The organism is Azospirillum sp. TSO5 (assembly GCF_003116065.1).
In the GTDB taxonomy this organism is placed as follows: Bacteria; Pseudomonadota; Alphaproteobacteria; order Azospirillales; family Azospirillaceae; genus Azospirillum.
In genome coordinates this window covers 118,994-140,098 of the sequence record NZ_LGQY01000006.1, presented here as the reverse complement: position 1 = coordinate 140,098, position 21,105 = coordinate 118,994, and the positions used below count along the sequence as shown (strand labels likewise).

The window sequence follows — 21,105 nt, the reverse complement described above, 5'->3', positions numbered from 1 at the left end:
CCTCCCCCGTGTCGGACGGACCTAGGTCCGCCGAGAGCGTGGGAGGGTTGGGGTGGGGGTATCGGCTCGAGCTGAAACGAGGACCCAATGAGCGACTGGAGCGCCGGCTATGTGTCGGACATCGAATATCTGCCGGGCTTCTACCGTGAACAGGGACCGGCGCATCTGACGCTGAGCTGCCTGATCAACGGCATCGCCCCGCCGTCCACGGCGAACGGGTTCGACTATTGCGAACTCGGCTGCGGCCATGGCACGACGGTGGCGCTGTTCGCGGCGGCCAACCCGCAGGGGCGGTTCCATGCGGTGGACTTCCACCCCGCCCACATCGCCCGTGCCCGCGACGCCGCCGAGGCGGCCGGCCTGACCAACATCAGCTTCCACGAGGCAAGCTTCGCCGACATGGCCGACGGCGAGGGACCGGAGCTGCCGGAGTTCGACTTCGTCACGCTGCACGGCGTCTACAGCTGGGTCAGCCCGATGAACCGCGCCGCCATCGCGCGCTTCCTGGCGAAGAAGCTGAAGCCGGGCGGGTTGGTCTATGTCAGCTACAACGCCATGCCGGGCTGGGCGCCGATGATGCCGCTGCAGCGGCTGCTCTACGAGTATTCCGGACTGGTCCACGAGCGCAGCGACCGGCAGGTCAAGGCCGGCCTCGACTTCGCCGAGCAGCTCTACAAGGCCGGCGCCAAGATCCTGGGCGACGATGCGATGTTCGGCAAGCTGCGCGGCGAGACCAAGACGCAGAGCGCCACCGACCAGTCGGTCTATCTGGCCCACGAGTATCTGAACGGCAGCTGGCAGCCGCTCTACCATGTCGACGTCGCGCGCGAACTGGGCGAGGCGAAGCTGACCTATGCCGGCTCCGCCACCCTGTTCGAGAACTACCCGGACCTCGCCCTGACGCCCGACCAGCGCAAGGCGCTCGACAGCATCGGCGTGCCCAGCCTGCGCGAGACCTTCAAGGATTATTGCGTCGGCCGGCCCTTCCGCCGCGACGTCTTCGTGCGCGGTGCCCGGCGGATCAGCGTGGCCAAGCGCGACGCGATGCTGATGGACATGGCGATGGCGCTGACCATCCCGCGGGCCGACGCCCACACCACCATCAAGGTCCCGCTGGGCGAGGCGACGCTGGAGGCCAAGCATTACGAGCCGATCTTCGACGCGCTGGCCGACGGGCCGCGCCGCATCGGCGAGTTGATGGAGCTGCCGGAGGTGCGGCGGGCCGGCGGCAACCTGTCGGCGGTGGAGATCGCCGGGATGCTGACCGGCTCCAACCAGGCGATCCCGGTGCCCAACCCGCCGGAGCGGGTGACGCCGCTGCCGGGCGTGCTGGCCCACAACCGCGCCGCCGCCAATGAACTCGCCACCAGCGAGGGGCGCAAAAGCAGCGCCTTCGCCGCTTCGATCGGCGGGGCCGGCCTGCATGTCAGCACGATGGAGGCGCTGCTCTATGACGGCCTGTGCGAAGGCGTGCCGGAAACGCTGGACGCGCTGGTCGGCCACGCGATGCGCCGTCTGGCCGCCCCGGAGAATGCCGACGACGCGAGCCGCAAGGCCATCGCCGACAGCATGGACTGGTGCCTGCGCAACAGCCTGCCGGTCTGGCGCAAGCTGGGCGTGATCGGATGATTGAGGTCGGGTGGGACGGGCGTCAGCCCGGCGGCATCGCTCCGGCACGGGCGTCCTGCATGGGACGCTGTTCCGCCTGATGCCGCCAGTCGATCGCCTCGTCCTCATCCTCCGCGCCACTGTCCGTCCCGCCGCTGCCAGTCCGGATGTCGGCAAAGGCTGGGACGACGGTCTGGCGCAGCTCGGCCAGCGCCACCAGCGCTTCGCGGTCGCCGGCCGCGGCGGCGGCCTGCAGCCAGAGCGCGGCTTCGGCGGCATCGCGCTCCAAGCCGACGCCCTCGCGCAGGCAGAGGCCAAGGCGGTACTGGGCGGCGGGGTGGCCCTGCTCGGCGGCGGCGCGCAGCCAACGCACCGCCTCGACCTCGTCGCGGTCGACGCCGCGGCCGTCGAGCAGGAGAAGGGCGAGGTTGACCTGGGCGGGGGCCGAATGCTGCAGCGCGGCCAACCGGTACCACAACGCCGCCTTGGCAGGGTCGCACGGCACGCCGGCGCCATGTTCATGCATGAAGCCCAAGTTGTTCTGCGCCCCGACATCGCCCTTGGCGGCGGCGCGGCGGTACCAGGAAACCGCCCGGCGCGGGTCGGGCGGCACGCCGATGCCGTTGGCGAGCAGGAAGGCCAGCATGGTCTGCGCCGCGACATGGCCCTGACGGGCCGCGCGGCGGTACCAGGGCACGGAAGCGACGACATCGGACGTCCGCAGCATCTCCGCCAGCCGGTACTGCGCGTCGCTGTCGCCCAGTTCGGCTCTCATCCGGGTCCAAAGCGTGGGCATGGCAAGCGTGGACATGGCGCCGTTACCTTCGTCAATTGTCCCCCGGGGGTCCGCAACACGAACAGCGCGCGAACCGGCTTTATTCCATTCGCCGCTTCGTTGTGGACCGTCCCGTCGCCCCGAGTCTGTCCCGCTGGCGGTCCCGGTTCAACCTCTCCAGCCGGCGGTCGAGGAATTGTCACGCCGGCGCCTTTGGTTAGGGATGACCATCCGTTCGTGCCCTGCTATACCCGAACGTATAAGGGGAAAGGTGTGGTGATGCAGAGGATTGCCGGCTGGATGCGGATCCGGAAGACGACATGGTCCGCTGCCGCCCTGGTCGCAGCGCTGGCGCTGGCCGCCTGCTCCTCCGCTCCGAAGCCGCCGCCGCCGACCACGATCCGGCTGACGGTGGTGGGGGCGAAGGCGCTGAACCCCGATCCCAGCGGCCGGCCGTCGCCGGTGATGCTGCGGCTTTACCAGCTCGGCCCCAGCGACGCTTTCGCCAATGCCGATTTCTTCCAGGTCATGGACCAGGACAAGGCGACGCTCGGCCCCACCCTGCTCGACCGGCAGGAGCTGGCGGTGCAGCCCGACGGCCGGCAGACCGTGACGATCCAGCCCAAGCCGGACGTCAAGACGCTGGCCATCGCCGCCGCCTTCCGCGCCTATGAGGAAGCCGGCTGGCGCGCCCTGCAGCCAGTGGAACCGAACAAGGCGAACAATTTCGTCCTGACCGCCAAGGGCAGCACCATCACGCTCGTCCGGCAGGATGGCGAAGATAGCGATGCGGCCACCGCCGACGGTGAGACCGAAGGGGATAAGCCCGCTGCGGACAAGCCTGAAGACGCGAAGCCCGATGCCGACAAGGCTAAGGCCGATGCGCCAAAGGCCGAAAAGGCTGAACCTGCGCCGAAGGTCTCCACCGACCAGCCGCCCGTTGCCAAGCACAACCTGATCGTGAAGGGGCCGTCATGAGCGTCCGGCCGCCGCCCGACAAGAACCCGTTCGACGAACCGGACGACATCGACGCCACGGTGATGCAGCCGATGGCGTTCCAGCGCCCGTCCGCGCCGGCCGGGGGTGCCGCCGCTGCCGCTCCGGCGGCCGGGCTGGTGCCGCCCGCCTTCGGCCAGGGCGCTGCGTCCTACGCCCCCTCCCCCTCGCCGGCAGCCTTCTCGCAGCCCGCCTTCGCGTCGGCCAAGCCGTCCGCTCCGGCGGCTCCGGCCCCTGCGGCCTCCGGTCTTGCTCCATTCTCTCCAGGTTTCCGGCCGCTCGACGACGCGACGCTGGCGGCGCTGACCGCGGTCAGCGACAACCCGCTGGTCACCGCCGCCGCCCCCATCCTGGCGACCGTGGTGCGGCTGCGCGACCTGCCCCAGCACCGCGACGTGGAGTCCCTGCGCGAGCGGGTGATCGCCGAGATGCAGCGGTTCGAGGCGGCGACGGTGCGCGCCGGCCTGCCCGCCGCCCAGATCCGCAGCGCCGGCTATGCGCTGTGTGCGACGGTGGACGACGTGGTTCTGGCGACCTCCTGGGGCAACCAGAGCCTGTGGGCGCACAAGAGCATGGTCTCCACCATCCAGAAGGAGACCTGGGGCGGCGAGCGCTTCTTCGACCTGCTCGACCAGATGGCCGAGGTGCCCGACCGTCACCTGATGGAGCTGGAACTTTACTACCTCTGCGTTTCGCTGGGGTTCGAGGGCAAGTACCGCGTCCTGCCGCGCGGCTATAGCGATCTGGCGAAGCTGCGCGACCGGCTGTACCGCGTCATTCGCAAGCAGCGCGGCGAGGCGGAGCGCGACCTGTCGCCCCATTGGCGCGGGCAGGCCGACGGCTTCCGTCCACTGGCGGCCACCATCCCGCTGTGGGTTCCCGCGGTGATGATCGTGGCGCTGCTGGCGGCGCTCTATGCTTGGTTCGTCTTCGCGCTCGCCGACCAGTCCGATGCCGCCTACCGCCGCTTGGCCGGGCTGATCCCGGACAAACCGGTGCAGGTCGTGCGGATCGAGGCGCCGGCCACCCTGCCCGCCCCGCCACCCAGCCGGACCGTCGCCGACCGCGTCGCCGCGGCGTTGGCCGCCGACATCAAGGCAGGGCTGGTCGAGGTCAGCGGCGGCACCGATGGTCGCGTGCTGGTCCGCACCCGCCTGAACGTCTTCGCATCGGGCAGCGACCGCATCGAGCCGCGCTATGTCGAGCTATTCAAGCATGTTGCCGAGGCGCTGCGCTCCGAAAAGGGCCGGATCGCCGTGATCGGCAACACCGACAGCGTCGCAATCCGTTCGCTGCGCTTCCCGTCCAACCAGGAATTGTCGGAGGCGCGGGCCGACAAGGTACAGCGGCTGATGACCGAGATTCTGGGCGCCGACGCTGCAAAGGACGGTGGAAGCCGCCTGAGCGCCGAAGGGCGCGGCGACACCGACCCGATTGCCCCCAACACGACAGCGGAGGGCCGTCAGGCCAACCGGCGCGTCGACATCGTGCTGGCGCCCTGACCGATGGCGAAACACCGATGCTGAAATCCATCCTCTCCGCCCTGACCTCCCGCTGGTTCCTGACGCTGGTCGCGGCGCTGTGCCTGGGCGCCATCGTCTGGTTCCTCGGGCCGCTGGTCGCCGTATCCGGCGCCTTCCCGCTGGAGGATGCGACCATCCGATTGGCGGTGGTGTTCGGCATCCTGCTGGTGTGGGCGCTGGCGATGCAATGGTCGCTGTACCGCCACCGCAGCGCCAACGACCGCATGGTGCAGGCGCTCTCCAAGGCGACGCCGGCCGCCAAGGGAGATCCCGATTCCGAAGCCGTTGGTCAGGAGACCGACTTGCTGCGCGGCCGGCTGCGCGAGGCGCTGGACCAGCTGCGCAAGGCGCGGTTCGGCGGCAAATGGGGGCAGCGCTATCTCTACCAACTGCCCTGGTACCTGCTGATCGGCGCGCCGGGGGCGGGCAAGACGACGGCGCTGGCCAACTCCGGCCTGCGCTTCCCGCTGGCGGCGGAGATGGGGCGGGCGGCGCTGCGCGACGTCGGCGGCACCCGCAACTGCGACTGGTGGTTCACCGACGAGGCGGTGCTGATCGACACCGCCGGCCGCTACATCACCCAGGACAGCCAGCCCGCCATCGACGGCAAGGTGTGGAAGAACTTCATCGCCCTGCTGAAGCGCCACCGCCCGCGCCAGCCGGTCAACGGCATCCTGCTGGCCGTCAGCCTCGCCGAGCTTGCCGCCTGGAGCGAGCCGGAGCGCAAGGGCCATGCCGAACAGCTGAAGCTGCGGCTGAAGGAGCTGCGCGGACAGGTCGGGTCGCGCGTCCCGGTTTATGTGCTGCTGACCAAGGCCGACCTGATCGCCGGCTTCGCCGAGTTCTTCGACGACCTCAGCCGCGAGGAGCGCGAGCAGGTCTGGGGCGTCACCTTCCCGCTGGACGACGGCAGGAAGGGCGACGACGCCCCGGTCTACCGCTTCGGCGAGGAGTTCGACGCGCTGACCGGCCGGATCGCCCGCCGGGTGCTGGACCGCGTCCATGGCGAATCGGACATCCAGCGCCGGTCGCTCGACACCCTGTTCCCGGCGCAGATCGCCGCGCTGAAGCCGGCCATCGCCGACCTGCTGATGGTGATCTTCGAGCCCAACCGCTACGAGGAGCGGGCACTGCTGCGCGGCGTCTATCTGACCAGCGGCACCCAGGACGGCGCGCCGGTGGACCGGCTGTCGGAGATGGTGGCGGGGTCTTTCGGGCTGGAACGGCCGGTGCTGCCGGCGGCAAGCGGCGGGCGAAGCTTTTTCCTGACGCGCACCCTGCGCGAGGTGGTGTTCGCCGAGGCCGGGCTGGTCGGCGCCGACAGCGGGCTGGAGCGGCGGCGGCGCCTGCTGCGCAGCGGGGCGATGGCGGCGATGCTGCTGGCCGGACTGGCGGTCGCCGCCTTCTGGGCCAACAGCTTCACCGGCAACGCCGCCCTGGTCGCCGGGGTCGATGCCGCCGCCGCCAAGGCTCAGGCGGAGCTGGAGCCGCTCGCCGTCGCGCCGCGGTCGCTGACCAAGGTGGACGACACCGATTTCATCACCATCGTGCCGCCGCTGAACACGCTGCGCGCCATTCCCGCCGGCTGGACCGAGCCGCCGCCGCTGGAGATGACCGGCGGCCTCTATCAGGGCGACCGGCTGGGCCGGCAGAGCGGGACGGTCTATGGCCGGGCGCTGAACGCCGTGCTGCTGCCGCGCGTCTTCCTGCGGGTGGAAGGGCAGCTGCGCCACGAGCGCGGCCGGCCCGAATATCTGTTCCAGGCGCTGAAGGTCTATCTGATGCTGGCCGGCAAGGGGCCGATGGACAAGGCGCTGGTGTCGGAATGGATGGCGCTGGACTGGATGGCGTCGCTGCCCGGCCCCGCCTATGACGGCATCCGGCGCGACCTGCGCACCCATCTGGACGCCATGCTGGCCGCGTCGTTGCCCGCCATGCCGGCAGACGAGGCGCTGGTCGAGGAGGCCCGGCAGAGCCTGACCGGCTATCCGCTGGCCGAACGCGGCTTCGCCATCCTGCGCGACCGGCCGGAGATTCAAGCGCTGACCGATTGGCGGCTGGTGGACAATGCCGGGCCGCTGGCCGGGCGGGTGCTGATCCGCCCGTCGGGCAAACCGCTGTCGGACGGCGTCCCCGGCCTCTACACCTATGACGGCTTCCACAAGGCGGTGCTGCCGGCGCTGCCCAAGGTCGCCAAGGCGCTGGTGGCCGAGAATTGGGTGCTGGGCCAGCCGAGCAGCGGACCGCAGGCGGTCGCCAGCGCGCAGCGGCTGGAACAGGGCATCCTCGCCGTCTATCTCGACCGCTACGCCCGCCAGTGGGACGAGATGCTGGGCGACGTGGTGATCGTGCCGCTGCGCAGCCTCAATCAGGCCGCCGACGTGCTGAACACGCTGTCCGGCCCGCAATCGCCGTTGAAGCTGTGGCTGACCGCCATGGTGCGGCAGACCACGCTGGCGCCCGGCCCGAATGACAAGCCGGCAGACGGCAAGGGGCCGGTGGCCGGCGGGCCGCTGGCCGGGGTGGCGCAGCAGGCGCAGGTGGCGGAGAAGGCGGTGGACTCCACCGGCACCAATGCCGCCTATCTGGCGCGGCTGGCCGGCGTCTCGCTGCAGCCGGAGGGTCCGCCACCGGGTCAGCCGATCAACGACCATTTCAAGGCTCTGCGCGAACTGGTGCAGGGTGAAGGCGGCGCTCCGCCGAAGCTGGACGACTCGCTGAAACTGCTGGGCGAGCTGTACCAGCAGATCGCGCGGGCCGCCAACGCGCCCGACCAGAACGGCGCGCTGCTGGCCGGGCTGGCCGGCAGTGGCGACAAGGGGGCGGTGGCGGCGCAGCTGCGCACGCTCGCCCGCGACCTGCCCGATCCGGTCGGCGGCATGGTCGCCACCGTGGCGCAGAGCGCGGCGACGGTCAGCGCCGGCGGCGCGCGGGCGCAGATCAACAAGGCGTGGCAGTCCACCGTCCTGCCCTTCTGCCGGGCGGCTCTCGACAACCGCTTCCCCATGGTGCCGAACAGCCCGGTCGACGTGACCTCGGCCGATTTCGCCAAGCTGTTCGCGCCGGGCGGCATGATCGACCAGTTCTTCAACACCAACCTGCGCCCCTTCGTCGACATGACGGTCAGCCCCTGGGCCTGGCAGAAGGTGGATCAGGTCGATCTGGGCGTTCCGCCCGCCGTGCTCGACCAGTTCGAGCGGGCGGCGCGCATCCGCGACAGCCTGTTCCCGGCCGGGGCCGCCGCCGCCAAGGTGGTGTTCGAGATCACGCCGGTGGAGCTGGACGCCAAGGCGACGCAGGTGGCGATGGACATCGACGGCCAGACGCTGATCTACCAGCACGGTCCGCCGCGCCCGCAGGTGATGAAATGGCCGGGGGCGGAGGGCACCAGCAGCGTGCGCCTCGGCTTCGGCCCGCCACTGCCGGGGGAACCGGCCGGCATCTCGCGCCAGGGTCCCTGGGCCTTGTTCCATTTCCTCGCCGACGGCAAGCTGGAGTCCACGCCGCAGCCCGACCGCTTCACCTTCTCGGTGACGGTGGGCACCCGCAAGGCGGTCTTCGCCCTGCGGGCCGACAGCGTGAACAACCCCTTCGGCAAGAACCTGCTGGAGAGTTTCCGATGCCCGACGGCGCTGTAGGCGGCGTGCTTCCCGGTCCCATCGGCCCCTATCGGGTCGAGGGGGTGCTGGGCCAGGGTGCGATGAGCGTGGTCTATCGCGCCACCGACGGGCGGTCCGGACAGCCGGTCGCGCTGAAGCTGCTGCGTGCCGAGTTGCTGGCGGCGGCGGAACGCAACGCCGTGCTCGCCCGCTTCGGGCGGGAGGCGCAGATCGGCCTGAAGCTGGACCACCCAAACATCGTCCGGGTCCATGATTACGGCACCTTGGACGCCGCCCAGGGCGATGCACCCTACCTCGCCATGGAACTGATCCAGGGCAAGGAGCTGAAGCAGTATCTGGAGGCCGACACGCCGCTGTCGGTGCAGCAGGGCGGCGCGCTGATGGCGGCGGTGCTGGACGCGCTGGCCTTCGCGCATGCCCGCAACGTCATCCACCGCGACATCAAGCCGGCCAACATCGTGGTGCAGGAGGACCTGACGCCGAAGCTGGCGGATTTCGGCATCGCGCAAATCTCCTCCTCCGACCTGACCCAGGCCGGCGACCTGCTGGGCACCCCCGCCTACATGGCGCCGGAGGTTCTACGCGGGGAGAAGGCCGACCCGCGCAGCGACCTGTTCTCCGCCGGGGTGGTGCTCTATTACCTGCTGGCGCAGCGGCGGCCCTTCTCCGGCTCCGTCGCCACCGTGATGCAGCAGATCCTGTTCGTCGAGCCGCCGCCGCCGTCGCACGGCAATCCGGAATTGCCGCCGCCCTTCGACACGGTGATCCTGAAGGCGCTGGCCAAGGCGCCGGCCGATCGCTACGCCAGCGCCGCGGAGTTCGCCGAGGCGCTGCGCCACGCGCTGGCGGTTGCCGGCACCATGCGGGTGGCGGTGCCCACCGCCGAACAGACCCTGTTCAATGCCGAGGTTCCGACCGTCGCCCCCTTGCGCGACCGCGATGCGCTGGCGGCCGCGCTGGAAGCAGCCCTGCGCGCCGTCCCCAGCCAGCCGCTGGACGCCCGCAAGCTGACCGAGCTGCTGGACATGCTGGCCGACTGGCAGGCGGGCAGCGGTGGCGACGCCCAGCGCTGGCAGTCGGTGCTGCTCGGCGCCGGGATCGAGCCGCTAACGGAATTGATCGTCGCCTCCACCCCGGCGCCGCGCGCCGCCCCGGCCAGTCAGCGGCGCGACTGGATGCCGATGGTCCGGCTGTTCGCGGCAATGACGCGCGCGCTGGCCGGCACGCCGGCGGCGGATCGGGCCAAGATGTCGGCGGCACGCATCGCCTTCGATCTGTCCGGACGCTTCTTCCTCTATTCCGGCGAGCTGAACCGCGTGCTGATGGACGGCGACAACCCGGACATCCAGATGCTGTCGCTCGACTTCCTGCGGCTGGAGATCCTGCAGCACGCGCTGGAGGAACTGGGCGCCGAGGCCGAACTGGCACAGAGCCGCAGCGCCATGCTGATGTTCGCCGTGCAGGTCATCCGCAAGGTGACGCAGATCCTGCGCGCCTGCACCGACGGCAACGACGGGCTGGCCCGCTTCGGCGTTGCCATCATCCTCGCCAACATCGAGGAGCTGATCGTCATGGCGCAGCGCCTGTTCGAGACCGGCGGCCAAGCCACCGGCGGTCTGCCCCAGGACGCGGTGGCGGAGTTCATTGCCGCCGCCGGCCGCTTCGCCAGTCTGTCGGTGGAGGAGCTGCGCGGCGAGGTCGCGACTGGAGCCGGCACGGCGGAGAGCTTCGCCGCCCGGCTGCGCGGCGTCGGCCAGCTCTATCTGTTCGCCACCAGGCTGACGGCACCCGATTGCGCGGCGCTGATGCACAGCCTGTCGACCATGCTGTATGGCCTGGTCGCCGGGCTGACCGCCGATCTGGGCAATGCGCCGGTCGGCGACACCGGCGCCCGCAGCCGTCTGGTGGCGCTGGCGGAGATGGCGAGCGGGCTCGGCTGGAGCGAGGTGGAGCGGATCGCCCTGACGGCCCTGCGCCGCTGGGCAGTGGCCGGCGTGGCGGCATAACGGGCGGAATGGAGGCAGAGGAGCGGATGGACGATACCCTGACGAACCGCCTGGAGATGGTGCTGCGCAACGACCTGTCCGAACTGGAACGGCTGGCCGCCGCGGTGGACGAGTTCATCGAGCGCAACGACCTGCCCCCCGCCCTCGCCTTCAAGTTCAACCTCTGCTTCGACGAACTCATCACCAACACCGTATCCTACGGCTATGGCGATGCCGGCCCGCACGAGATTCTGGTGCGGATGGAAGCGGACGGCACCGAGCTGAGGGCGGAGGTGGAGGACGACGCCGACGCCTTCGACCCCTTCGCCGAAGCCCCACCCCCCGACCTGACCAGCGACGTCGGCGACCGCCGCGTCGGCGGCCTTGGCGTGTTCCTGGTCCAGAAGACGATGGACCACGCCAGCTACCGGCGCGAAGGCAACCGGAACCTGATCCTGCTGTCCAAAGGCATCGGCTGAGGGCCGTGGGGCTGAAGGCTTGCGGACAGACGCAACCGGAAGCGGCAACGCACTCTGCAAAACTCACTTCAAAAAATCGTCATCCATGCCTTGTCGACTTTACGGTTCGATCCAAAAGCCGACGGTCTGGACAAGTCCCCATCATCGATAAGGTCATATTGGTGGCCTTGCGGACTTCCCGTGGTTTTCGTCGAATGTCGGCAAATTGCCTTCCATGACAATCCAGCAAAGCAGAGCGTTTCGCTCTGCAACAACCCGACACATGACAAGCCGGGGAAATTCTTGCACTATTGGGGATAGCCCCAGGTTGCGGGCGGGATCGGCCATTCGGGCCTCTCGCGGCGGGCTCGGGGCAATGCCATGGAAGGCAAACGCTAACGTGTGGAGTCGACGCATCATGACCGGGTCGCAGTGCCAAGAGGCACGCCTGCGTCTTGGCTGGTCGACACGGATGCTGGCGAACAAGGCCGGCGTTCCGTGGTACGCCGTGATGAATCTCGATTACGGAACGGGCGAGGTCGACCCGGCCATCGTCGATGCCCTCGCCCGTGCTTTCAAACAGGCCGGCTTGGAGTTGCGCTGAGCCCAATGTCTCTCTCCCGCCCCGGGAGAGAGCTTCCCCTTCATTTCGTCTTTCCGGCAGTCTTTCCGGCTTTGCCCTTTTCCGCCGGGCGGTCGATGTGTTTGGCCGATTCGGTATCGGGGGTGATCGGTTTGCCGGTATCCGACACCGCCTTGGCCGCGTCGAGCGGATCAGCGATGTCGCGGTCGGGTTCGTTGGACAGCACGTTGCTGCTGGCGGGTTTCTGGTCTGCCATTGGATGGCTCCTTCGATCAGGTCTCGCACACCACAACAGCCCGGCGCGACGGAAGTCCCCTAGTCGCCGATCCCCTTCTGCGCCAGCACCAGGAAGACCTTCTCCTCCAGTTGGTCGGGCGTGAAGGGCTTGGCGATGTAGCCGCTGACCTGATGGGCGAGCGCCTTCTTCACCGCCTCCAGCGTCGCCAGCGCGGTGACCATCAGGAACGGCAGGTCGCTGCGGGACTCGCGGACCTGCTTCAGCAGGTCGAGACCGCTCAGACGCGGCATCATCCAATCACAGATGATCAGGTCGTAGGCCGTACCATCGGTCTGGAAACGCTCCATCGCCTCCTGTCCGTCGGCGGCGCTGTCGACATGTCCGATGCCGAGGTCCTGCAGGACGGAGGCGACCAGGGCGCGCGGCCCGGCCTCGTCATCCACCACCAGAACGCGCTGCGCGGCGAGGTCGATGAAGGGCACGCCCACCATCGCCAGCGATTGCCGAAGCCAGTTCGCCCGCGCCGCCCGTTCCTTCGCCCCCGGCGCGTTCAGCAGCACATGGCGGACGAAGCGCGGGCGGTGGCAGTGGCGGTAGAGCACGCGGGCCACCGCCAGCCGGCTCTTGCCGCTGCAGATCGCCCCCTCCCCCGCCAGCCGGACGATGTCGAGCACGCTGTCCACCGGCGGATCGTCCTTGGCCTGGATCAGCGGGGCCAGCACGCGCTGGGTGCGCAGAAAGGCGTTCTGGATGTCGTCGAGCTGGCTGCCGAGATACTCCCGCTCCTCCTCCGGGAAGGCGCTGGACAGCACCATGCGCTGCACCTCCGCCAGCCCCTTCAGCTTCTCGTTCCGGTCCTTCCAGCAGTCCAGCAGGCGACCGGCGAAGTCGCGGCTGTCGAAGAAGCTCTTCAGGTAATCGGTCACCGCCTTGGCAGCGGAGGGCGACAGCGGCATCTTCTGAAGCACGAACAGGATACGCAGCTTCTGCATGAAGTTGCGGCCGCGGGTGATCTCCGGGACCGTATCCTCGTTGACCAGCAGGGCGGTGCGGCGCTGCAGGGCCGCCTCGGTGCGGCCGCCGCCGACATAGGCGCCCTCGCGGTCGCGCAGGCGGGCGGACAGGTCGCTCAGCGCCAGGATCTCGCGCTGCACCGCCTCGATGCCGAACATGTCGCCGGCGCTGGCGATGGTGAAGCAGGCGGGCTTGGCCATCTCCCGGCGGAAGGCGGCGGCCAGCGCATCGCGCAAGCCCGGCATCGGCACCCGGCGCATCAGCGTGTCGAGCCGCCGGAACACCGGCGGAGCCTCGTCCGGCATCGGCCGGTCGGCGGCGATCAGCGTCACGATCAGGTCGATCAGCGTGACGAAGGGCGCATCGCGCGCGCAGGACGCGGTGCCGGCGTCGCTCAGCAGGATTTCGCCCAGCAGCCGCTCCAGCGGCGCCAGCGCGTCGGGATGCTCGGTGGTTTCCGCAAGATCGAGCAGCGATTCGCCCTTCTCGGCGAAGCTGCGGCAGGTGGCGATGTGCTGGGTGACGGCGGCGTCGAGCAGGAAGCGGCCGAGGAAGCCGCCGACCGACAGCAGTTCCGCCGCCGTGCCGGGATAGGCATCGGGCAGGAAGTCGGGCGGTGGGTTTTCCTTCAGCCGCTCGCGCGACAGCCGGGCGATCTCGTTGACCAGCGGGGTCATCCCGCCTTTCCGGTCCATCGCCCGCTCGGCCTGGGTCAGGATGGCGACGAAGGTGGCGGTGTTGGAAAGTGCCGTCTGGTGGCGCGGGTGGTGCAGAAGCTCCGTCGCGGTCAGCGCGTTCTCGTCCAGGAAGCGGCGGCAGAAGCGGCCGACGCCGTCGCGGCCGGCCGGCGTGTAGAAGTCGGCAGGCTCCCGGCAGGCGGCTGGGGCCGTCCCCTCCGCCTCGTCCGGCGCCGGCTCCGCTGCCGGTCCCTTCGCCGAAGAGTCGTGACGGGACGCCTCCATCCCGCCCTCACAAGGCCAAAAGATCGCGGAGCGCGGCCAGCAGCCGTTCCGGCGTCACCGGCTTCATCACGATCTGCCGCCCCTCCTGCGCCGTCAGCCCGGCCGCGGTCTCGCGCGAGGCATAGCCGGTCAGGAACAGGATGGGCAGAAGCTGGTTGCGGGTCTCCAGCGCGCGGGCCAGCTCCAGACCGTTCATCCGCGGCATCGACACGTCGCTGACCACCGCGTCGAACAGGCCGCCGGCCTCGTCGTAACGAGTCAGCGCCTCCTGGCCGTCGGACGCCTCCACCACCGTGCAGCCGGCCTCCTCCAGCACGAGGCGCAGATAGCGGCGGACCGAGTCCTCGTCATCGACCAGCAGGATGACTGCCCCTTCTCCCTCGGCGACGTGCAGGGGGGCGAGCCCGGCCGGCTCGGCGGGCGTATCGACGGCCGGCAGGTAGAGGGCGAAGGTGGCGCCGTGCCCCGCCTCCCCTGCCATGTCCTCGAGCTCAACGGCACCGCCGGACTGCTGCGCCGTGCCGTAGACCATCCACAGGCCGAGCCCGGTGCCCTTTCCCGGTTCCTTGGTGGTGAAGAAGGGCTCCCAGATGCGGTCACGGATCTCCGCCGGGATGCCGGTGCCCTGGTCGGTCACGCGGATCACCACGTAACGGCCGGGCTTCAGACCGCGATGGCGGGCGAAGAAGGCATCGTCCGGCACCTCCATCGTCAGGGCGATGGTCAGGGTGCCGCCGTGGGGCATGGCGTCGCGCCCGTTCAGCGCGAGGTTCAGCAGCGCCTGATTCAGCGTGACCGGATTGACCAGCACATGCGCGCCTTCATCCTCCGCCAGGATCGCCACATCGATGCCGGCGCTGAGCAGCGGCTTCAGGAAGACGCGCAGGTCGCGCACCAGCGGCGCGACGGCCACCACCTCGCGTTCGTCGGTGACGCGGCGGTGGGAGAAGTCCAGAAGCTGGCCGGTCAGCGCCGCCGCCCGTTCGGATGCCTTGGCGATCTCCTGCACGCAGGTCAGCACGCGGTTGGGATCGGCGGGGTTGCGTTCCGCCAGCCGGGCGAAGCCGCCGATGGCGGTCAGCATGTTGTTGAACTCATGGGCAATGCCGCCGGCCATCCGGCCCACCGCCTCCATCTTCTGGGCTCGCTGCAGCTCGCCCTCGACCCGGCGACGGTCGGTGATGTCGTTCAACACCAGCAGCACCGCCGGCCCGCCGGAATAGACGGCCTGGCTGGCCGCGACCTCCAGCCGGCGGCGCTCACCGTCGGGGCGCAGGGCGTCGCATTCCAGCCGCTGTTCCTCGCCGTCGGCGGCACCGGCGAGCGTCGTCGCCAGCGCGTCGCCATCCTCCAGGAAGCCGGCGAGCGGCTGGCCTTCCAGCGCCTCGGCTGCCATGCCCAGGATCGCGGCCGCGGCGCCGTTGGCGAAGCGGATGGCGGCGCGATCCCAGATGACGATGCCGTAGGGCGCCAGCTCCACCAGCTGGCGGTAGCGCAGTTCGCTTTCGCGCAGGGCGCCGACGGTCCGTTCGAGGCGGGCGGTCTGGTCGGCAAGCTCCTGCTCCCGCGTCTTCAGTTCGGTGATGTCCATCAGGATCTTCACCACGCCGCCGGTGCCGGTGGCATGTTCGCTGATGCGGTACCAGCGTCCGTCGGAAAGCCGGCCGTCGACCGGGGCGGAATGCTGCAGGTGCCGGGTCAGCCGCTGCTCCACCCAGGCGCCGATGTCGTCGGCGCCCTCCAAACCGCCGCGTTCGGCCGCCGCGCGCAGGATCTCGGCAAAGCTGCGGCCGGGGGTCAGCATGTCGGCGATGGTGGGATAGGCGCGGCGGTACTGCTCGTTGCAGATCAGCAGCCGGCCGTCGGCGCTGAACAGGACGAAGCCTTCGGACACGCTGTCGATGGCGTCATGCACCACCGCCTGCATGAAGCGCGCCTCCACCAGCGCCAGCGTTTCGGTGGTGGCATCGACGCCGCAGCCGCGATAGCCGCGGAAGCGCCCGTCGGCGCCGCGCACCGGATCGGCGCTGAGCCGCAGCACGAGGTCGCGGCCGTCCACCCCTTCGAAGCTGACCTCCAGATCGCGGAAGGGCCGGCCGGCCTCGATGTCGGAACGGTATTCGGCCCAGGTCGCCTCGTCGGCGACCAATGTCCCCAGGTCGAACAGCGAATCGCCGAACACGGTCCGCGGATCGCAGCCGAGCAGAGCCGTCAGCCCGCCCGACAGCGACAGATAACGGTGGTCCGACCCGGTTTCCCAGAACCAGCCGGGGGAGACGGCGGCAAAGTCGCGGGAGCGGGCGCGCAGCCCCTCCAACTCGTCCCGCGCCTGGAGCAGGGCGGCGTCGGAGCGGGCCAGGGCCGAGGCGGCGGACCCTACACGAACCGCGCTCCACAGCGCCAGCCCGCCGGCGACCGCCAGCGCGGCGGCGGCCGGCAGATCGATCCGGCCGGATACGGACAGAGCCAGAAGCGTGCCGATGCCGGTCAGCCCGGCCAGGGCGCCGGGAAGCGAGGCGGAAAGACGGGACGGCCCGGACACCGGTTCAGCGGCACCCGCAGTGCGGAGCGGTCGGTCGGTGTCTGCAACGTCCACAAAGCCTCCGTCGGTCCGGAAGATCGTCCGGCAGTAACGCCGCCGAACTGTCCCGTCTTAGAAGGTCAGGCGTTAACAGCAGGTTTAGCACCCCAGCTTTGGCACGGATGCGACAGCCTGAAGCAGATCCGGCGACCGGCAGGAGATCCGGGATGCGACGGAGCCCGTATCAACGGGTTGACGTTGAAAAGCCGGTGAGCTTCGCAAGGAAGGACCCCACCATGCCCCCCGCCACTCCGCCTGCTACTCCCCCTGGCACCCCGAAGGCCGACGTGATCACCTGGAGCAACCTGCCGGCTCAGACGGCGGACGGCGTGGAGCGGCGCAGCTTTCCCGGCACCGGTGCGTCGCTGAAGCACATCGTCATCAAGGCCGGGACCGCCGCCCCGCGCCACGCCCATGCGCATGAACAGTTCGTCATCGTCGTGGAAGGCCGCGCCCTGCTGACCTGCGAAGCCGGTCCGGTGGATTTGCGGCCGGGGATGGTCATCCGCTTCGACCCCGAGGCTTGGCACAGCGCCGACTTCATCGAGGACACGGTGCTGATCGAGGTGAACCTGAACCCGGCGGGGTGAAGCCGCCGGGATGCGGGAGGCGAGCGCTCAGACGTCGATGTTGATGTCGATTTCGCCGTCGTCTTCCGGGGCGCGGCCGAGCAGCAGGTCGGCGGCGTCGAGAGTCAGCGCCTCCACCTCCTCGTTGCGCTCCTCGTCGGGAAGGCGCAGCGCGTGCATCACCTGGGTCGCCAGATGGATCAGCATGGCGCGGACGCAGTCGTCCTCCGGATATTCCAGCGCCACCACGTCCTTCAGGAATGCGCCCAACTGTTCCGGCGTGTTCCACGGATGGGTAATGACGGATTCGAAGCCGCTGGTGCCGAGGAAGACGGAGTTGAGCGCGATGGCCTGACGGTTGATGCCGTCCACCGCCTCGTCCTGGTCCAGCTTGCCCTGCAGAACCTGATTGAAGGCGTCCAGGCTGAGGTCGATGAACTGGCGGACCAGCAACCGCACCACGGATTCGTCGGACAGGTCGTTGCGGGCCTGCGGCTGGGTCAGCACCGGCAGCGGTTGCAGCAGCGCCGCGATGATCGGCTTTGCGGATTGGGATTCCATCGCGGGCAACTCCTGTCGGGATCGGCCCCGGCGTCTGCGGGGCAACATGTTCATGGCCCCCGATACTGCCAGAGCTTGACGCAAAACGCAAAAAAGGCCGCCCCCTCTCGGGAGCGGCCCTTTCGGCAAGCCTGACGAAGGTCAAGCGAGCAGGATCAGCCCACCAGCTCGATGCCGGCGAAGAAGAAGGCGATCTCCTGGGCGGCGGTCTCCGGGGCGTCCGAACCGTGGACCGAGTTGGCCTCGATCGACTCGGCGAACTCCTTGCGGATGGTGCCCTCGGCGGCGTTGGCCGGGTTGGTGGCGCCCATGATCTCGCGGTTGCGGGCGATGGCGTTCTCGCCTTCCAGAACCTGCAGGACCACCGGACCGGAGATCATGAAGGAAACCAGATCGCCGAAGAACGGACGCTCGCGATGCACGCCGTAGAACTGCTCGGCCTGGGCCTTCGACAGCTGGACGCGCTTCTGGGCGATGATGCGCAGGCCGCCGTCTTCGAACTTGGCGTTGATCTTGCCGGTCAGGTTGCGGCGGGTGGCATCGGGCTTGATGATCGAGAGGGTCCGTTCGACGGCCATGGTGGTGACTCCTGCGGGAATGGGGCTTTTCGCCGATTTAAAAACACGCAGGCGCCGCCGGAAGACCGGGGCGCCGGATGGGCCGCTTTATAGAGGCGCTTTCGCGGCGCGGCAAGGCGTTCGTTGCGGGGCGGGCGTCGCCTGCCTCCCGAAAAAAGCGGCCGCGACGGCATCCCGTCGCGGCCGGAGTCGAGGAGGCAATGCGAAACCGCGGCGTCAGGTCAGGATTTCAGCGCGTCCAGCTTGGCCTGCGCGGCGGCCAGACCGTCCTTTCCGTCCAGCGTGGTGACGCCGGACAGCCAGGTCTTCAGGATGGCGGGATTCTTCTTCAGCCAATCGGCGGCCACCGCTTCCGGCTTGCGGCCGCCGTTCATGATGCCGTCCATCACCGAATTCTCCATGTCCAGGGTGAAGACCAGATTGGACAGGAACTTGCCGACATTCGGGCATTCGGCGGCATAGCCCTTGCGCACGTTGGTGCTGACGGTAGCGCCGCCGAAATTCGGGCCGAACCAGTCGTCGCCGTCGGCCAGATAGGTGATGTCCATCGTCTTGTTCATCGGGTGCGGCGCCCAGCCCAGGAAGACGATCCACTTCTTGGACCGGACCGCCCGCTTCACCTCGGCCAGCATGCCGGCCTCGCTGGATTCCACCATCTTGAAGTCCTTCAGCCCGAAGGCGTCGGCCTTCAGCATCTTGTCGATGACGAGGTTGCCGTCGTTGCCGGCCTCGATGCCGTAGATCTTGCCGTCGAGCTTGTCCTTGTACTTCGCCAGATCCTTGAAGCTCTTCAGCCCGGCCTCGGCGGCATAGGTCGGCACGGCCAGCGTGTATTTGGCGCCTTCCAGGTTGACGCGCGTCACCTCGACCGAGCCGTCCTCCAGCACCGGCTTGATGAAGGTCTCCATGGTGGGCATCCAGTTGCCGAGGAACACGTCCAGCGACTTGGTCTTCAGCCCGAGATAGACGACCGGCACCGACGAGATGCTGGTGGTCGGCTTGTAGCCCAGCGCCTCCAGCGTGACGGAGGCGAGCGCCGTCGTCGCGGCGATGTCGGTCCAGCCCACATCGCCGAAACGCACCGACTTGCAGGATGCCGGATCGGCGGCGAGAGCCGTCCCCGCCGGCAGGGCGGCGGTCCCGGTTGCCAGCATCAGGCCGACGGCCAGGCCCGAGAGTTTACCGAAGGTTTTGCCCATATCCCTGTTCTCCTTGCTTGTGGTTATCGTTGTCGTTATCGGCGCGCGGGTCTCAGGCCCGCAGTCGCTGGTCCTTCAATGACTCCCGCTGGGACTCCTTCTGTCTGTTGGCGGCGTCGGCGACGTAGTAGGGCACGTCGGCGCGCGGCAGCGGCGGACGGCCGCGCACCGCGTCGGCCAGCTTCTCCGCCATCATGATGGTTGGCGCATTCAGGTTGCCGGTGACGATGCGCGGCATGATCGAGGCGTCGATGACGCGCAGCCCCTCAAGCCCATGCACCCGGCCCTGGCCGTCAACCACCGCGCCGTCGTCGGTCCCCATCCGGCAGGTGCCGCAGGGGTGATAGGCCGTCTCGGCGTGATGGCGGACGAAGGCGTCGAGGTCGGCGTCGGTGACGCAATGGGCGCCGGGGCTGATCTCCTCCCCGCGGTAGGGAGCCAGGGCGCGCTGGCGCATGATGTCGCGGGTGATGCGGATGCCGGCGCGGAACTCCCGCCAGTCCTGCGGATCGGCCATATAGTTGAACAGGATGCTCGGCGCCTGCCCCGGATCGCGCGACCGGGCATGGACCCGCCCCTTGCTGGGCGAGCGCATGGAGCCGACATGGGCCTGGAAGCCGTGCGCCTCCACCGCGTTGGTGCCGTTGTAGCTGATGGCGACGGGGAGGAAATGATACTGGATGTTGGGCCAGGGCACGTCGTCGCCGGTGCGGATGAAGCCGCCGGCCTCGAACTGGTTGCTGGCACCGATGCCGGTGCCCAGGAACAGCCATTCGGCGCCGATGGCCGGCTGGTTCCACCATTTCAGCGCCGGATAGAGCGACACCGGCTGCCGGCACTCATACTGGATGTACATCTCCAGATGGTCCTGGAGATCGCCGCCGACCCCCGGCAGGTCGATCACCGCCGGCACGCCCAGCTCGCGCAGCAGCGGCGAGGGGCCCACGCCTGAGCGTTGCAGGATCGCCGGGGAGGCGATGGCCCCGGCGCACAGCAGCACCTCCCGCCGCGCCCGCACCGTCACCGGCGTGCCGTTGCGCAGATAGGCGACGCCGACGGCACGGCGCCCGTCGAACAGGATGCGGTCGGTCATCGCGTGGGTGACGATGGTCAGCCCCGGCCGTCCCCGTGCGAGGTCGAGATAGCCGCGGGCCGTGCTGCAGCGCCGCCCCTGCGCGGTCACCGTGCGGTCCATCGGGCCGAAGCCCTCCTGGCGGTAGCCGTTCAGATCGTCGGTGCGGCCATAGCCGGCCTGCGCCCCCGCCTCCACCATTGCCTCGTAGAGCGGGTTGACGCCCGGCTTGGCGGTGGTGACGAAGAGTGGACCATCGCCCCCGTGATAGGCGTTGGGGCCGATGTCGCGCGTCTCCGCCTTGCGGAAATAGGGCAGGCAGTCGAGATAGCTCCAGTCCTCCAGCCCCGGCAGCTCGGCCCAGCCGTCATAGTCCAACGCATTGCCGCGGATGTAGCACATGCCGTTGATCAGCGACGAGCCGCCCAGCCCCTTGCCCCGCCCGCACTCCATCCGGCGGTTGTTCATGTGAGGTTCGGGTTCGGTCACATAGGCCCAGTTGTAGCGGCGACCCTGCAGCGGAAAGGCCAGCGCCGCCGGCATCTGGGTGCGGTAGTCCAGCCGGTGGTCGGGTCCGCCCGCCTCCAGCAGCAGGACGCTGACGCCGGCATCCTCCGTCAGGCGGCAGGCGAGGACGTTGCCCGCCGAACCGGCGCCGACGATGATGTAGTCATACTCGCGCGCCGCAGGGGCGAAGGAGGATGTGGCGGCGGGCACAGCGGTGCCGTTCTCCGGCGCAGCAGCCCCGGAGGTCGGTGAATTCGACATCGAACACCCCTTCTT

General features: G+C 69.3%; 16 protein-coding genes. 8 read left to right on the top strand and 8 right to left on the bottom strand.

Going from position 1 to position 21,105, the window contains the following annotated elements; translation table 11 throughout:
• Positions 1-87: 87 nt before the first annotated feature.
• A complete protein-coding gene (locus TSO5_RS01430) occupies positions 88-1,629 on the top strand; it encodes a class I SAM-dependent methyltransferase (RefSeq protein WP_109149918.1) in 1,542 nt (513 codons plus the stop codon).
• A 22-nt stretch (positions 1,630-1,651) separates the two neighbouring features.
• On the opposite strand, the gene TSO5_RS01425 is transcribed toward TSO5_RS01430, so the two are convergent.
• Positions 1,652-2,419 carry a tetratricopeptide repeat protein gene (locus tag TSO5_RS01425; protein ID WP_109149917.1) on the bottom strand — a complete coding sequence of 256 codons (768 nt, stop codon included), beginning with the start codon at positions 2,417-2,419 and terminating at the stop codon, positions 1,652-1,654.
• A 264-nt stretch (positions 2,420-2,683) separates the two neighbouring features.
• On the opposite strand from TSO5_RS01425, the gene tssJ reads away from it, so the two are divergent.
• The 6 genes from tssJ (at position 2,684) to TSO5_RS32080 (ending at position 11,569) form a co-directional block, all read left to right on the top strand.
• A complete protein-coding gene (gene tssJ / locus TSO5_RS01420) occupies positions 2,684-3,361 on the top strand; it encodes a type VI secretion system lipoprotein TssJ (protein ID WP_109149988.1) in 678 nt (225 codons plus the stop codon).
• Positions 3,358-4,881: a type IVB secretion system protein IcmH/DotU gene (gene icmH / locus TSO5_RS01415; protein WP_109149916.1), complete on the top strand. Its 1,524-nt coding sequence runs from the start codon at positions 3,358-3,360 to the stop codon at positions 4,879-4,881. Before tssJ ends, icmH begins: the two co-directional genes overlap by 4 nt.
• 17 nt (positions 4,882-4,898) lie before the next feature.
• Positions 4,899-8,540 (top strand): type VI secretion system membrane subunit TssM, encoded by a 3,642-nt coding sequence (gene tssM / locus TSO5_RS01410; RefSeq protein WP_109149915.1) that lies wholly within the window; start codon positions 4,899-4,901, stop codon positions 8,538-8,540.
• Positions 8,522-10,528, top strand: a complete 2,007-nt coding sequence (locus TSO5_RS01405) for a serine/threonine-protein kinase (protein WP_109149914.1) — start codon at positions 8,522-8,524, stop codon at positions 10,526-10,528. The genes tssM and TSO5_RS01405 overlap by 19 nt, the downstream gene beginning before the upstream one ends.
• 26 nt (positions 10,529-10,554) lie before the next feature.
• Complete coding sequence (locus tag TSO5_RS01400) at positions 10,555-10,986, top strand: ATP-binding protein (RefSeq protein WP_158282327.1); 432 nt, start codon at positions 10,555-10,557, stop codon at positions 10,984-10,986.
• Between the two features lie 397 nt (positions 10,987-11,383).
• Positions 11,384-11,569, top strand: coding sequence for a hypothetical protein (locus TSO5_RS32080; RefSeq protein ID WP_136704195.1), 186 nt, complete (start codon positions 11,384-11,386; stop codon positions 11,567-11,569).
• Between the two features lie 40 nt (positions 11,570-11,609).
• Here TSO5_RS32080 and TSO5_RS01395 read toward each other — a convergent pair whose 3' ends face one another.
• From TSO5_RS01395 to TSO5_RS01385, 3 genes are read right to left on the bottom strand one after another with little or no spacing between them, the layout of a single operon-like run.
• Positions 11,610-11,804, bottom strand: coding sequence for a hypothetical protein (locus tag TSO5_RS01395; protein WP_109073039.1), 195 nt, complete (start codon positions 11,802-11,804; stop codon positions 11,610-11,612).
• 59 nt (positions 11,805-11,863) lie between these two features.
• Positions 11,864-13,762, bottom strand: coding sequence for a response regulator (locus TSO5_RS01390; RefSeq protein WP_109149912.1), 1,899 nt, complete (start codon positions 13,760-13,762; stop codon positions 11,864-11,866).
• Positions 13,763-13,769: 7 nt separating this feature from the next.
• The gene (locus tag TSO5_RS01385; protein ID WP_247870528.1) at positions 13,770-16,304 is read right to left on the bottom strand and encodes a response regulator; all 2,535 of its coding nucleotides are present in this window, start codon (positions 16,302-16,304) and stop codon (positions 13,770-13,772) included.
• Positions 16,305-16,579: 275 nt separating this feature from the next.
• On the opposite strand from TSO5_RS01385, the gene TSO5_RS01380 reads away from it, so the two are divergent.
• A complete protein-coding gene (locus TSO5_RS01380) occupies positions 16,580-16,933 on the top strand; it encodes a cupin domain-containing protein (RefSeq protein WP_109149910.1) in 354 nt (117 codons plus the stop codon).
• A gap of 27 nt (positions 16,934-16,960) precedes the next feature.
• Here TSO5_RS01380 and TSO5_RS01375 read toward each other — a convergent pair whose 3' ends face one another.
• From TSO5_RS01375 to betA, 4 genes are all read right to left on the bottom strand, one after another.
• On the bottom strand, positions 16,961-17,473 hold the full coding sequence (locus TSO5_RS01375; protein WP_109149909.1) for a hypothetical protein: 513 nt from the start codon (positions 17,471-17,473) through the stop codon (positions 16,961-16,963).
• Between the two features lie 155 nt (positions 17,474-17,628).
• On the bottom strand, positions 17,629-18,051 hold the full coding sequence (ndk, locus tag TSO5_RS01370; RefSeq protein ID WP_085089708.1) for a nucleoside-diphosphate kinase: 423 nt from the start codon (positions 18,049-18,051) through the stop codon (positions 17,629-17,631).
• 221 nt (positions 18,052-18,272) lie between these two features.
• Positions 18,273-19,250 carry a choline ABC transporter substrate-binding protein gene (locus TSO5_RS01365; RefSeq protein WP_109149908.1) on the bottom strand — a complete coding sequence of 326 codons (978 nt, stop codon included), beginning with the start codon at positions 19,248-19,250 and terminating at the stop codon, positions 18,273-18,275.
• 52 nt (positions 19,251-19,302) lie between these two features.
• Positions 19,303-21,090, bottom strand: a complete 1,788-nt coding sequence (gene betA / locus TSO5_RS01360) for a choline dehydrogenase (protein ID WP_247870527.1) — start codon at positions 21,088-21,090, stop codon at positions 19,303-19,305.
• Positions 21,091-21,105 lie beyond the last annotated feature (15 nt).